This window comes from Chelatococcus sp. GCM10030263 (genome assembly GCF_042666455.1).
Classification (GTDB): domain Bacteria; phylum Pseudomonadota; class Alphaproteobacteria; order Rhizobiales; family Beijerinckiaceae; genus Chelatococcus.
Map to the genome: position 1 here is coordinate 96036 of NZ_JBHTDB010000009.1, position 13634 is coordinate 109669.

10 protein-coding genes are annotated in these 13634 nt (G+C 67.4%); 4 read left to right on the forward strand and 6 right to left on the reverse strand.

Annotation, left to right across the window (positions count from 1 at the left end; all coding sequences use genetic code 11):
• The first annotated feature begins 241 nt into the window (after positions 1–241).
• Positions 242–583, forward strand: coding sequence for a hypothetical protein (locus ACFQU1_RS19325; RefSeq protein ID WP_378135688.1), 342 nt, complete (start codon positions 242–244; stop codon positions 581–583).
• A gap of 223 nt (positions 584–806) precedes the next feature.
• Here ACFQU1_RS19325 and ACFQU1_RS19330 read toward each other — a convergent pair whose 3' ends face one another.
• The gene (locus ACFQU1_RS19330) at positions 807–2510 is read right to left on the reverse strand and encodes a methyl-accepting chemotaxis protein (RefSeq protein ID WP_378135690.1); all 1704 of its coding nucleotides are present in this window, start codon (positions 2508–2510) and stop codon (positions 807–809) included.
• A gap of 325 nt (positions 2511–2835) precedes the next feature.
• Between ACFQU1_RS19330 and aceB the strand changes: the two genes are divergently transcribed.
• Positions 2836–4446 (forward strand): malate synthase A, encoded by a 1611-nt coding sequence (gene aceB, locus ACFQU1_RS19335; RefSeq protein WP_378135692.1) that lies wholly within the window; start codon positions 2836–2838, stop codon positions 4444–4446.
• 179 nt (positions 4447–4625) lie between these two features.
• Here the strand turns inward: aceB and ACFQU1_RS19340 are convergent, their stop codons facing one another.
• On the reverse strand, positions 4626–5054 hold the full coding sequence (locus tag ACFQU1_RS19340) for a nucleoside deaminase (protein ID WP_378136773.1): 429 nt from the start codon (positions 5052–5054) through the stop codon (positions 4626–4628).
• Positions 5055–5859: 805 nt separating this feature from the next.
• Here ACFQU1_RS19340 and ACFQU1_RS19345 point away from each other — a divergent pair.
• Positions 5860–7299: a pseudouridine synthase gene (locus ACFQU1_RS19345; RefSeq protein ID WP_378135694.1), complete on the forward strand. Its 1440-nt coding sequence runs from the start codon at positions 5860–5862 to the stop codon at positions 7297–7299.
• A 20-nt stretch (positions 7300–7319) separates the two neighbouring features.
• Complete coding sequence (gene rsmD / locus ACFQU1_RS19350) at positions 7320–7877, forward strand: 16S rRNA (guanine(966)-N(2))-methyltransferase RsmD (protein ID WP_378135696.1); 558 nt, start codon at positions 7320–7322, stop codon at positions 7875–7877.
• Positions 7878–7896: 19 nt separating this feature from the next.
• Here the strand turns inward: rsmD and mutL are convergent, their stop codons facing one another.
• The 4 genes from mutL to ACFQU1_RS19370 form a co-directional block, all read right to left on the reverse strand.
• A complete protein-coding gene (gene mutL, locus ACFQU1_RS19355; RefSeq protein ID WP_378135698.1) occupies positions 7897–9759 on the reverse strand; it encodes a DNA mismatch repair endonuclease MutL in 1863 nt (620 codons plus the stop codon).
• 266 nt (positions 9760–10025) lie between these two features.
• Positions 10026–11297 (reverse strand): M16 family metallopeptidase, encoded by a 1272-nt coding sequence (locus ACFQU1_RS19360; protein WP_378135700.1) that lies wholly within the window; start codon positions 11295–11297, stop codon positions 10026–10028.
• Positions 11298–11324: 27 nt separating this feature from the next.
• On the reverse strand, positions 11325–12650 hold the full coding sequence (locus ACFQU1_RS19365; protein WP_378135702.1) for a M16 family metallopeptidase: 1326 nt from the start codon (positions 12648–12650) through the stop codon (positions 11325–11327).
• A 143-nt stretch (positions 12651–12793) separates the two neighbouring features.
• Positions 12794–13459 carry a hypothetical protein gene (locus ACFQU1_RS19370; protein WP_378135704.1) on the reverse strand — a complete coding sequence of 222 codons (666 nt, stop codon included), beginning with the start codon at positions 13457–13459 and terminating at the stop codon, positions 12794–12796.
• Positions 13460–13634: the final 175 nt, after the last annotated feature.

The window sequence follows — 13634 nt, forward strand, 5'->3', positions numbered from 1 at the left end:
GATAAAACTTTCTGATTTCACGCAACGTTAACCATATACCGCGGCATTATGCCCACTGCGCGCGGGTTCCGCGCTCGCGGTTTTTCAAGCGGTTCAAAAGTCCGTGACAGGCACTGCCGGCGGATCCAGCAGCAACGGTTACCAGCTCGCACTCGGCATTTTCCGTGACCGAACGACTTGTCATTCCTCCAGATTTGGCGTGTTAATAATTTGTTAACCATGTTCTCAGAAAGAGGCGGCTATGGCCACGACCACCGAAAGCTTGAAGGAATTCGTCGCTGCCAATGCAGGGCAGCTGGCGACTGTTGACTATGAAAAGATGCGCGGCGTTGCGAAGGCGGTCTATGAAGACACGTCTCTCCTCGCTGCCTTCGAGAAGGATCCCGAAGGAACGGCACGGGCCATCAATGGCTTCGAGGTCCCCGAAGGGTTCCACATCCACATCGCCGACGCGAACAACAACTTCATCCCCGCAGAAGAGCACGGCGTCTTCGGTGACGACGCGGTCGACACCTGGGGCCGGATCGAGACGCGCGCCGGCTACAAGACGGTCAGCCTCGTGATGTGCTGCGCCCCGGCCTAAGTTGGCGGTCGGCGTCGGTGCACGGGGATGATCGGGGGGCTCTTGCCGTCTAGTGCGCCACAAAACGGTAGGACACCGCTCGGAGGGGGCGGCAGCCTTAGGGCAAGCTGGCTGTATGCGGGTGGGAACGGATGAATGTTCCCACCCGCATCTTTTTGAGACGTCTACTCCGGAATTCGGGCGGCAACCGCAGACGGCCAAAGCCCGGCTTCTTTCGAGGGAGCTACAACATCTCAGCCATGTGAACACTGCCCCAAAGCTGACCGCAGACGAAAACGGGGGCGGCGATCAGCTTGGTTGGCGCGATGCGGCCGTCGCTCATGTGGCGTTGGAACAGCGTGACCGCATAGGGATTGCGGTTGCGGGCGGAGACGAGCATCTTCGACCGTTCCATGATGCGCTTGTTGCGGGAATTGAGGTCGTTCCAGTCGTGCTCTCCCGGCCGCTGCGGCAGGGAGTATTGCGGGTGATGTACCGGCACATAGGAATTGCGGTCGCAGGCGAGAACGAAAAGGCTCCCGGGGCAGAATTCCTTTGATCGTTCGTAGATCGGCGGCAGCACGCGCTCGTAGAATGCGGTCGCATTCGTTTCGTATTGCACGGGGTCGGTGCCCGCGATCCGTCGGTAATCCACGGTTAGCAGGTCCTCGAGCGCGACTTCCCCGGCCGCCATTCCGTTCTCGAAAGCAACACTGATTTCGCCGGCTGCCAACTGCACGATCTCGATGAGCGGCAGGGTGGCGCGGTGAACGGTTTGGATCACCGCCTCAATGCGGGCCAGAATCGGATCGGTGAGGTTCTCGAAGCGGATATGAGCGCCATCGTCGCTGACGGCGACCACGGCGACATCGACCGGCCCGATGCCATCCGGCTCCAGGCAGCCTGTCATGCCCTTCTCGAGAGCGATCCTGTTGGATTCCAGCAGCACGCCACCTTTGGAGAGATCGAGCACGCGAACGGGATAGGTGTCGCCACCAAGTGTCAGCATCGCCGGGATCGCGACGGGCACGCGCTCGTAGCGACGGCGGTTGCCGATCGGCGTGTCGCGCAGAGCGGCCATCGAGCGCTGCGTGAGCCAGCCGAGCGAGCGTTCCATATTGCCGGTCGCGCTGCCGGCGCTGCGGCTCGCGGCGCGGGCGAGCTCGGTCATGTCCTGCATCGTCTTGGCGCTGGTGGACACGGAGCTCACGAAATTGAGGCTCTGCATCGCCCGGTCGGCGACATCGCGCGTGCCGGCGATTTGCGCGGAGACCGCGTCGCGCACCGAGCCCAGCACCGGGTCGAGCCGCCGGATCAGCGTCGCGATGCGGTCGACCGCCTCGTGGCTTTCGCTCGCGAAGGTCTGCAGCATAGTGATCTGTGAAGAAATATCCCCGGTTGCTTCCTGCACCTCGTTCGCAAGTAGCTTCACTTCGGTCGCCACCACGGCAAATCCCCGCCCGGCAGGACCGGCGCGCGCCGCCTCGATGCTGGCATTCAAGGCGAGCAGGTTGGTCTGCCGGGCGACGGTGCCGATCACCGCGACGATATTGGCGATGCGCTCCACCGCCGAGCCGAGGCGCTGCATGCGGCTCGTCACGTCGCTGGCAAGTGCATGCGCCTCGCGGATGAAGTCGTCCGTGCCGGCGATGTCCCGCTCGATGGCGTGGCTCGCCTGATCGAGCCGCTCGGTCGTGCGCACGAGCCCGGTGGTGACGTCATGCGCCGTCGCCGATAAGGCAGACAGCTCGGAGCTCGCATTGCGGATGCGGTCGACGAGGGCGACGCTTTCCTCGACCTTTGATTGGACCTGTTCAGCCGAATGGCTGATGATCCGCATGGTGAGACGCGTGTCGTTCTCGAGCTGCTTCAGCAGCTCCTCGATATTGGGAGCGATCTGGACATGCGTCGGCTCCGGCGCCGGTGCTTCGGGCACGGGCGCAGTCATCTCCGCCTCGGGGCGGCGAAGCCGGAACAGGCTCACTATAGCCACGCGTCCTCGCGAAAATACGCAACGAGCCCGCAGGACTGCGGATGTCTCATTGATATATCCCTTCTCTGTTTCTGCCTAGTAAATGGATGAACACGACCCGGTGTCCGGCGGGGTGTTACGTTTGCGGGTCGCCCCGCTTTTTCCAAACCGGCACAAATGATGGTCCACTCCCGAGCTTTCCTTCACAAGCCGATTGGCGGACACTTCGTAGAGCCCGTGTAAGGATGCCGCTGCGGCGTCCGCATTGCATCCAACCGTGATGGTCTTGAGGAGACGCGCCATGTCCCAATCCGATCAAACCCACACCATGCCGGCCGGCGTCGCCGTGACGGGAGAAGCCGTCACCGGCACGAACGAAATACTGACACCGGCAGCGCTTGCTTTCCTGGCCGATCTCCATCGCCGGTTCGATGCCACGCGGCGGCGCCTTCTCGCCCTGCGGGTCGAGCGGCAGAAGGCCTTCGACCAGGGCCAGACACCCGACTTCCTGGCGGAAACCAAGCATATCCGCGACGGCGATTGGAGCGTCGCGCCAATCCCGCGCGATCTGCTCGACCGGCGTGTGGAGATCACCGGTCCAGTCGACCGCAAGATGATCATCAATGCCCTCAATTCCGGGGCCAAGATGTTCATGGCCGATTTCGAGGATGCGTCCTCGCCGACCTGGGCCAATATGGTCGAGGGCCAGCTCAATCTGCGCGACCGCTGGCAGAAGACGATCGATTTCACCGATCCGACCTCGGGCAAGCACTACAAGCTCTCCGAACGGCCGGCGACGCTCATCGTGCGGCCACGCGGCTGGCATCTCCTGGAGGATCACGTCACCGTCGACGGCGAGCCGATGTCCGGATCGCTCTTCGATTTCGGGCTCTATGTCTTCCACAATGCCAAGGCGATCCTCACCCAGGGCGCGACGCCCGCTTTCTATCTGCCGAAGATGGAGAGCCATCTCGAGGCGCGGCTGTGGAACGACGTCTTCACCCATGCCGAGGAAGTGCTCGGCGTGACCAAGGGCAGCTTCAAGGCGACCGTGCTCATCGAGACGCTGCCAGCCGCCTTCGAGATGGATGAGATCCTCTACGAGCTGCGCGAGCATATGGCCGGGCTCAATTGCGGCCGCTGGGACTATATCTTTTCCTTCATCAAGCGGCTCGGCAAGAATCCGGCCTTCCTGACGCCTGATCGCGGTGCCATGGTGATGGGCAAGGCCTTCCTGCGCGCCTATTCGCTCTTGCTCATCAAGACCTGCCATCGGCGCGGCGCCTTCGCCATGGGCGGCATGGCCGCGCAGATTCCGGTCAAGAACGATCCGGCCGCGAATGAGGCGGCCTTTGCCAAGGTCAAGGCCGACAAGGAGCGCGAGGCCGGCGACGGCCACGACGGCACCTGGGTCGCCCATCCCGATCTCGTGCCCGTTGCCATGGAGGTCTTCGACCGGCTGATGCCCGGCCCGAACCAGCTCGACAAGCGCCGCGAGGATGTTCAGGTCACCCGCGAGAACCTGCTCGAGGTCCACGAGGGCACGCGCACCGAAGCGGGCCTGCGGGAGAATATCCGCGTCGGCGTGCAGTATATCGAGGCCTGGCTCCGCGGCCGCGGTGCGGTGCCGCTTTATAATCTCATGGAGGATGCGGCGACCGCCGAGATCAGCCGGGCGCAGATTTGGCAGTGGCTCTATCACGGCGCCGCACTTGACGACGGCCGCACGGTGACCCCGGAGCTCTTCAAGGCCCTGCTCGACGACGAGATGGCGACGCTGCGCGGCGTGCTCGGCGCAGCCGTCTACGACAAGGGCCGCTTCCCCGAAGCGATCAAGCTCTTCGCGGACATGTCGCTCGCCAAGGAGTTCGAGGAATTCCTGACACTGCCGGCCTACAAGCTGATCGCGTGAACCTCAGCCGGTCATCCCGGGGCCGAGCGTAGCGAGGCGCCCGGGATCCAGAACCGATGCCGGGCGAAAAAAGCAGAGGTCTGGCCGGCGCGTCCAATCTCTATACTCATCGGTTCTGGACGCCGGACCGCGGCTCCGCCGCTTCCGGGGTGACAGCCGCGTGATTGCCTTACCTCAACTTACCGTTTCTCTTCAAAAAACCGCCGCAGCAGCTCTGCCGCTTCGCTCTCGCGCAAGCCACCGTAGACCTCCGGAGCGTGGTGGCAGGTGGGCTGGCCATAAAGCCGCACCCCGTTCTCCACCGCGCCGCCCTTCGGATCGTAAGCGGCGAAATAGAGCCGCCGGATGCGCGCGAAGGAAATCGCCGCCGCGCACATAGGGCAGGGCTCGAGCGTGACATAGAGGTCGCAGCCCGTCAGTCGCTCGGCACCGAGTGCCGCGCAAGCTGCCCGGATGGCGAGGATTTCCGCATGCGCGGTGGGATCGTTGAGCGCACGCGTGCGGTTGCCAGCCGCGGCGAGCAGGCGCTCGCCATGCGCCACGGCCGCACCGACCGGCACCTCGCCGCGGGCCGCCGCCGCCCGCGCCTCATCGAAAGCCCGGGCCATCGGATCGAGCCTCTGCGTCACATCGCCTCCGATCTGCGTCGGTCCGTCATTCCAGTGCCAATCGCTTCAGCCGTCCAATCGCTCATGCCGTGTCTTGACGCGTGGAGAACTCTCGCGCCGCCTGCATCACTCTGCTATCAGGGCAGTCATGAATGACAAGCCGGAAGACGAGCGCCCGAAGGGGCGCGGCCGCCGGGACGCGCCGCGCGGCGCCGGTCCTCGTGCCAGACAAGGTGCCGACAAGCCAGCGCCCCGCTTCTCCGCTAAGGGTGAGCGCGACGCTGCCGCGCGCGCCGAGCGCCCGCGCACCGGCCGCTTCAAGGACAAGCCCGCTGACCGCCCGCCGGGAGAGGCGGGGGAAAAACCTCGCGCCGGCCGCAGCTTTGCCAAAGGCGCGGCGTCCCAGGGCCGAGTCACCGGCGGGCGTGGTGCCGAGGACAGGTCGCGCGGGCCCGCCAAGTCTCGTTTCGAATCGAAGCCGCGCTATGACGAAAACCCGCGCTTCGAGGGAAGGCCCGCTGGCGAAGCGGCCCCGCCTTCTGGGGGCCGGACACGCAGCGGCCCACGGACAGCACCCGACAAGCGGCCGGGCGCGAGCCGTGATGGCGAGCGAGCCTCGGCACCTCGCGCCTCGGGACCTCGTGGCGAGGCCCGCCCGTCCAAAGCGCCCACAGGGGGCGATAAGCGTTTCGGGACCGGCGAGCGTCGCGGCGGCACGAGCCGCTTTGCCAAGAATGACCGCGTCGACAACGGCGAGCGGCCTCGTAGCCGCGCCGCCACCGCCCCCTCCGGCGCGGCGGTCAGGATGCGTAAGCCCCCACGGCCGGCGTCTGCCGCCCCCGCCGCTGACGCGGGCCACGACGACGGCCGCGATCGCATTGCCAAGGCCATGGCGCGCGCCGGCGTCGCATCGCGTCGCGACGCAGAGGTGATGATCGCCGAAGGTCGCGTCTCGCTGAACGGCGAGCCTGTTTCGACGCCGGCGACGCTGGTCGGCGCAGAGGATCGCATCGCGGTCGACGGGGTTGAGATCAGTGCACGCGAGCGCACCCGCCTCTGGCTCTTTCACAAGCCGCGCGGCCTCGTCACCACGGCCCGTGACCCGGAGGGCCGTGCCACGGTGTTCGATGCCTTGCCGGCGGAGTTGCCGCGTGTCGTGACGATCGGGCGCCTCGACATCAATACGGAGGGCCTCATCCTCCTCACCAATGACGGTGGGCTCGCGCGCGTGCTCGCCCATCCGGCGACCGGCTGGCTACGGCGCTACCGCGTGCGCGCCTATGGCGAAATCGACCAGGCGACGCTCGACCGCCTCGCCGACGGCATCACCGTCGACGAGATGCATTACGGGCCGATCGAGGCCAAGCTCGAACGCGTGCAAGGCGACAATGTCTGGCTGACGCTCGGGCTGCGCGAGGGCAAGAACCGCGAGGTCAAACGGGTGCTGGAGCATCTGGGGCTTCGCGTCAATCGCCTCATCCGCGTCTCCTTCGGTCCCTTTCAGCTCGGCGATCTCGGCGAAGGCGCGGTTGAGGAAGTCCGCACCGCCGTCCTGCGCGATCAGCTAGGGGATAGGCTCGCCGCCGAGGCCGGCGTCGATCTCGAAGGGCCGGCACCAGCTGTAGAGCCGAGCCGCGCCACGCCGCGCAGCGGCGCCGAAGCTTTCGAGCAGCGGGCAGGCGGCAAGGGCAGGGGCCGCGACGACCATGGGCGCCCGGCCCGCAGCGTGTGGCGCGATTCGGAGACGGAGGAGAGGCGGCCGGTCAGCACCAACACCCGCGTTCCGCGGCGTGGTGCCGATCCGAAGACCGCACGCGAGGAGAACGCGGCGCGCGAACATCGCCGGGAGAGCCCGGTGACCGATCCGAAGGGGCGCCGCGTCCGCGTCGAGCGCATCGTCAGCACGCCGGCGGAGGCGAAGCCCGCGAGAAGCGGTCCGCGACGACCGCCGCGCGATACGGCCGAGGCGCCGGAGCGTCGCGAGGGCAGGGGCTTTCAAGGGCCGCGGGCTAGGGGTGGAGCGGATACCGCCGGCCGACCCGGCGGTGCAAAGCCGCGTGGGCCGAAGCCGGCCGGCGAAGGCTTCCGGCCGAGATCGCCAGGCGGTAAGGGGTTTGGCGGCAAAGGGCCCGGCAGCAGGGGGCCCGGCAGCAGGGGGCCCGGCGGCAAAGGGCCCGACGGCAAGGGCCCCGACAGCAAGAGCCGCGGCGACCGCCCGGGTGGGCCGCGCCGGCCACGATCCTGATATCCGGGTTCTTTCCGGCCATGCGCATCATCGGCGGGCAGCATAAGGGACGTCGCCTCGCGACGCCGAGGTCGAGCGCCGTGCGCCCGACCTCCGACCGCCTGCGCGAGACGATCTTCAACGTGCTCGCCCATGCCTATGATGATCCCGTCCGGGGCGCGCGCGTGCTCGATCTTTTCGCCGGCACCGGCGCCATGGGGCTGGAGGCGATCTCTCGCGGGGCCGCCTTCGCCGTGCTCGTCGATGACGGAGCCGAGGCCCGCGGCCTCATCCGAGCCAATGTGGAGGCGCTCGGGGCCGCCGGCGTGACCCGCATCTTCCGCCGCGATGCGACGAAGCTCAGCCCGGTGACGCCCTTCGAGCCCTTCTCGCTCGTCTTCTGTGATCCGCCCTATGGTAAGGGCCTGGCTGAACGGGCGCTCGCCTCGGCAGCGGCCGGCGGCTGGCTCGCGCTCGGCGCGCTCGTCTTGGTCGAAGAGGCCGCAGGCGCCGAATTCACCTTGCCCGACGGCTTCGAGCATATCGAACGCCGCGACTACGGAGAGACGGAAGTCGTCATTGCTCGCTTCGGTGCGTGAGCCGGATATTGGTCCACGCCTACCGCCGGCCGAACAGGCGCTCGATGTCGGCGAGCTTGAGCTCCACATAGGTGGGGCGGCCGTGGTTGCACTGGCCGGAGAAGGGCGTCGCCTCCATATCGCGCAGCAGCGCGTTCATCTCCTCCGCCGTCAGCCGCCGGCCGGAGCGCACCGAACCATGGCAGGCCATGGTGGCGAGCACATGGTCGAGCTTTTCTTCGAGGGCGCGGGTGTCGCCCCATTCGGTGAGGGCGTCCGCCACATCCATGACGAGCCGGCGGATGTCGCCGCCGGCAAGCGCCGCCGGCACCTCACGCACCGCAACGGCTTCCGGCCCGAAGCTTTCGACTACGAGCCCGAGCGCCGCTAGCGCCTCGGCATGGGTATCGAGCCGGTCGACCTCGGCGGGGTCGAGCTCGACCACCTCCGGGATGAGGAGAAGCTGGCGAGCGATGCCGCGCTCGGCGCGCTCCCGCTTCAGCCGCTCATAGACGAGCCGCTCATGCGCCGCATGCTGATCGACGATCACGAGCCCCTCGCGCGTCTGCGCAATGATGTAGTTCTCGTGGATCTGCGCCCGCGCCGCGCCGAGCGGCTGGTCGAGGGCTCCCTCCGGCATGGGCGTAGCGCCAGCACGCCCGTCCGCGGACGGGGCGAGCCCGGCGAAGCCCCTTTGCGGTTCGGCGAAGCCTTGCAGCGGCGACTGCCAGCCTTCCGGGGCCTGGGCCGCGACCGCCGGTGCGGGGAAAGCAAACCCATTGGAGGGTGACGCGGCCGGGCGCTGCGAGGGGTTGAGCACGGACCTCAAGGCCGCCAGCGTGCGCGCGCCGCCGGTGGTGGCCGCCCGGTGCCCGGCGCGTGCCAAGGCCTCCTTCAGCGCGCCGACGACGAGGCCACGCACGAGGCCGGGATCGCGAAAGCGCACCTCCGTCTTGGCCGGATGCACATTGACGTCCACCTGCCTCGGATCGCAGCCGATGACGAGCCCGATGGCCGGGTGCCGGTCCGATGGCAATACGTCCATATAGGCGGCGCGGATGGCGCCGAAGAGGAGCTTGTCGCGCACCGGCCGGCCGTTGACGACCGCATGAATATGCGCGGCCGTGCCGCGGTGGAAGGTCGGCAGGCCCGCATAGCCGCCGAGCTCGACCCCCTCGCGAGCCGCGTCGATGCGGATGGCATTCGGGTGGAAGTCGCGCCCGAGGACGCGCGTCAGGCGGCCGAGCAGCGCCTCTTCGCCACCGGTCTCGGCGGGCAGGTCGAAGCCGGTGAGGTGCTCGCCCGACAGGACGAAGCGCACAGAGGGATGGGCAAGCGCGAGGCGCTTCACGACCTCGGCGACGGCCTGCGCTTCGGTCCGGTCGGTTTTCAGGAATTTGAGGCGCGCCGGCGTTGCCGAGAAGAGATCGGTGACCTCGACGCGGGTGCCGGGATTGGCCGCTGCGGGGCGGACCTCGCCCTTGCGGCCGCCGTCGACGACGATCTGCCAGCCGTTCGCGGCATCGCGCTGGCGCGTGGTGATGGTGAGGCGCGCGATGGCGCCGATCGACGGCAGCGCCTCGCCGCGAAAGCCGAGGGACCGGATGGCGAAGAGATCGGCTGTCGGCAGCTTCGAGGTCGCATGCCGCTCGACGGCGAGCACGAGATCCTCGGCCGACATGCCCGCGCCGTCGTCGGTGATGCGGATGAGCCGCCGCCCGCCGCCCTCGATCACCACCTCGATGGTGGAGGCGCCCGCATCGATCGCATTCTCGACGAGTTCCTTCACGGCCGAAGCCGGCCGCTCGACCACTTCGCCCGCAGCGATCTGGTCGATCAGCACAGGTTCAAGCCGCCGGATCACCTTGGCTGGCCGTTCGACGATGAGGACGGAACTGGTCACCCGGCCATCTTAGACGATTCGATCGGCGGGCGGGATGGTGGATATGTAGTCGATGAGGCCGAACCCGATGGTGACCTCATCGGCCTTCCAAGCCACCCCACCCCGTCTCGCTTCGCTCGCCGACCCTCCCCATCGAGGGGAGGGTCCACGCGTTGCCTCGCTTCTGGATCAGTCTTCGCCGTGACGCATGGCAGCCAGCGCCTCCGTCGCCCCTCCCCCTTGTGGGGAGGGGTAAGGGGTGGGGGCTTTGGGAAAGTCCATACCGACTACAGCCCCTGCGGCCGCCCGGCGACGACGACGAGGGGATCGCCTTGGCCGAAAAGGCGCCGCGCCACGCGGTGGCTGTCGTCCATGGTCACGGCGGCGACCAGCTCGTTGCGCCGGTCGATATAGTCGATCCCGAGACCGTCCATGGCGATCTGCACGAGCTGGCGGGCGATCTTGGTGGACGTATCGAAGTGCAGGGCATAGGAGCCGATGAGAAACTGCTTGGCCTTGGCGAGTTCCTCCTGGCTCGGACCGTCGGCCATGAGCCGCGCCATCTCGCCCTTGATGACCGAGAGCGATTCGGCCGCGCGCTCGTTCTTGGTCGCCGTGCCGCCCATGAAGAGCGGGCAGTGGCGCAGCGGATGGAGCGAGGTCCAGACACTATAGGCGAGGCCGCGCTTCTCGCGCACCTCCTGGAACAGCCGCGAGGTGAAGGAGCCGCCGCCGAGAATGTGGTTCACCACATAGCCCGCCATATAGTCGTCGTCGCGGCGCCCGATTCCGGGCAGGCCGAAGCGCAGCACCGACTGCGGCACGTCGAGATCGACGATCGCATGGCTGCCGAGCTCGCCAACGGTGGTCGGCGTCACCGCCGCCATGGCGGCCTCAGCGGGCAGATCGCCGAAAACCTCGTCCAGACGACGGCCGAGCGTGGCTGCATCGATCGCTCCGACCACCGCGACGATCAGATTGTCGCGGGCAAAGCTCGCCCGGTGCAGCGTGACGACGTCGTCGCGGCCGATGCCGGGCAGGCTCTCCAGCGTGCCACGGACCGGATGGGCGTAAGGGTGTCCGGCGCAGGCATGGGCAAAGAAGGCCCGGCTCGCCATGCTCTCGGGGTCCTTGGCCTCGTGTCGCAGGCCGGCGAACATCTGTTCGCGGACCCGCTCCATGGCATCGTCGTCGAAACGTGGACGGGTGAGGGCCAGGCGAAAGAGGTCGAAGGCCCCGTCGGCATGCCGCGCCAGAGTCTTCAGCGCCGCGTGCCAGCTATCCCGGTCCGCATGGAAATGGATTTCGATCGCCCGATCCGCCAGGCGCTCCTGAAAGCTGTCGGCATCGAGATCGCCGGCGCCTTCGTCGAGCAGGCCCGCCATCAGCGCGGCGGTGCCGGCCTTGGCGTCCGCGTCCTGGGTCGCGCCGCCGAGAAAGGCGACCTCCATGGCGATCAGCGGGATCGCATGTTCTTCCACGAGCCAGGCTTCGATGCCGCCCGGTGAGATGACCCGCTGGGCGGCGCGCGATGCGGCGGTGGTTTCAACAAGCGTCATGAGGCGACTCGCTCTCGATGCGGATGATCAGGCGCGGTGGGGCTCGAGATAGCCCGAGACCGGACGGCCCTTGAGGAGATAACGCTCGCCGACGGCGCGGATCTCATCGGCGGTGACCGCCTCGATCCGTTGCGGCCAAAGCACGACGTCCTCGACGCTCTCGCCGATGGCGAGCGAGGAGCCGTAGAGGCGGGCGAGATGCGCCTGGCTGTCCTGCGCATAGACCATCTCGGCGACGAAGCGGGTCTTCGCCCGCTCCAATTCCTCAGTGGTTACGCCGCGCGCCAGGAATTGCGCGACGGCCTCGCCGATCGCCGCTTCCAGCGCCTCGAGGGTAACCCCCGGCCGTGGCGCGGCGTGGATGCCGAAATGGGCGGCATCGAGCATGGTGCCGTAGTAATAGGCGCCGGCCGAGACCGCCACTTCCTTCTCGAGCACCAGGGTCCGGTAGAGCACCGAGGTCTGGCCGCCGCCGAGGACCTCGCCGAGGAGTTCGAGCGCATAGCTTTCGCTGCCCTCCTGCGTGCGCGACGAGGGCACGAGAAAGGCCTGCTGCAGGTAAGGCTGCTCCACCTTCTCGTCGGCCACGGTGACGCGGCGGGAGGCATTGAGCACGGGCTCGCGCGGCCTGCGGCGTTCGGGCCGCTCACCGCGCGCGGCAATGCGGCCGTAGGTCTCTTCCGCGAGCGCCCGCACCTCATCGGCGCCGATATCGCCGGCAACCACGAGGATGGCGTTCTCCGGCGTATAGAAGCGCCGGTAATAGGCGAGGGCGTCGTCGCGGGTGAGCCCCTCGATCTCGTGCATCCAGCCGATGATCGGCGTGCCGTAGGGGTGGTGCACATAGAGGGCGGCGGACAAAGCCTCGGAGAGTTGCGCGCCGGGATCGGTCTCCACCCGCATGCGCCGTTCTTCCAGCACCACGTCGCGCTCGGGGCCGACGACCGCCTCGTCGAAGGAAAGCCCGCTCATGCGGTCGGCCTCGAACTCCATCATCGTGCCGAGGTGTTCCTTGGCGACACGTTGGAAATAAGCGGTGTAGTCGTAGGAGGTGAAGGCATTTTCCTGGCCGCCGAGGCTCGCCACGACCTGCGAGAACTCGCCCGCGGGATGTTTGTCCGTGCCCTTGAACATCAGATGCTCAAGAAAATGTGCGATGCCGGATTTCAGCGGCGGATCATCGGCCGAACCGTTGCGGTACCAGACCATATGGGTGACCACCGGTACGCGCCGGTCGGGAATGACGACGACGACGAGCCCGTTGTCGAGGGTAAAGGAGGTGACATCCGGGCCGCCCGCCGTGGTTGGGGACGAGGCGACGGGCGTGAGTCCGGCGAGCGGGCGAAAGCGCATCGAGATCTCTTGATCAGGGCTGGGTCGCGACAAAGCCAAGTGAGGCTCGCAATATCACCGGTAAAAGGCAAGCCTGCAGAAATGCCTGCGGCGAGCCTGAAGGGCTCGCCGGCAGAAAGCGTGGGAGTGAAGGTTCGCTTAGCCTATCTCTGCCCGGCCTGCTGGCGGATGAACTTATGCGTGTCCGCCTCGTCCTCGCGCACGATCGGGCTTCCCCGGCCGTCGCCGAGCGGGGCGTTGGCGGAGGGCATGCGGTAGCCCTTCGGCGGGTCGGCGAGGGTGCTGCGCTCCGGCTCCTGACCATAGGCGAGATTGGATTTCTCCGGCCCGATACGGCCGTTGTTGCGCAGGAAGTCGGGGCTGAGATAGAGCCGGCAGTTGTCGCCGGTGCAGCGGTCGGGGTCAGGCGTATTCACCACCTGGGCGCCGGGGCGGCGGCCCTTGCGGATCTCGTCCACCGAGAGCACGGTCGCGCCGTCGTGATCGTTGCGCACCTTCGCCGGGCGGTTCGCCTCCTCGCGAGCGCGTCGGGCGGCGGCGACGTCCGGGTCCTTCGGCCAATTGGCCGGACGGGCCGCGCCGACGCTGCCCGGCGGGGGCAGGTCGAGCTTCGGCGGAATGACGAGCGGCGCCCGATCCTTGTACTCGATCGGCGGCGCTTCCTCATCGATAATGCCGAGCTTGCCCAGGACGTCCTTCATGAACACGCCCGAGCCTTCCTGTGCGAGCGCCGGCGTCATGCCGGCCGCAAGCCCGACCACCAGGGTGGCGATGGATAGTGCCCACGTCTTTCGGTCGTGGTGAATCATGATAGCGGTCCCACTCTTATCGGCCGATCCTCGACGATCAGCCTTGCTGTCTCGGTGCGGCGACAGTGAGGCAGTATCCGCGAAATCTGCGGCAACCACCACAACCGGCCCCCCTCGATGCACCATGACGGCGCCTTACTGCTGGGCAGCAGGCCATCAGATCTCTTAATAGCAG

Coding starts and splice junctions, on each gene's coding strand:
- ACFQU1_RS19325 (WP_378135688.1), top strand. CDS start 242: ATGGCCACGACCACCGAAAGCTTGAAGGAATTCGTCGCTGCCAATGCA.
- ACFQU1_RS19330 (WP_378135690.1), bottom strand. CDS start 2,510: ATGACTGCGCCCGTGCCCGAAGCACCGGCGCCGGAGCCGACGCATGTC.
- aceB (WP_378135692.1), top strand. CDS start 2,836: ATGTCCCAATCCGATCAAACCCACACCATGCCGGCCGGCGTCGCCGTG.
- ACFQU1_RS19340 (WP_378136773.1), bottom strand. CDS start 5,054: ATGGCCCGGGCTTTCGATGAGGCGCGGGCGGCGGCGGCCCGCGGCGAG.
- ACFQU1_RS19345 (WP_378135694.1), top strand. CDS start 5,860: ATGCGTAAGCCCCCACGGCCGGCGTCTGCCGCCCCCGCCGCTGACGCG.
- rsmD (WP_378135696.1), top strand. CDS start 7,320: ATGCGCATCATCGGCGGGCAGCATAAGGGACGTCGCCTCGCGACGCCG.
- ACFQU1_RS19360 (WP_378135700.1), bottom strand. CDS start 11,297: ATGACGCTTGTTGAAACCACCGCCGCATCGCGCGCCGCCCAGCGGGTC.
- ACFQU1_RS19365 (WP_378135702.1), bottom strand. CDS start 12,650: ATGCGCTTTCGCCCGCTCGCCGGACTCACGCCCGTCGCCTCGTCCCCA.
- ACFQU1_RS19370 (WP_378135704.1), bottom strand. CDS start 13,459: ATGATTCACCACGACCGAAAGACGTGGGCACTATCCATCGCCACCCTG.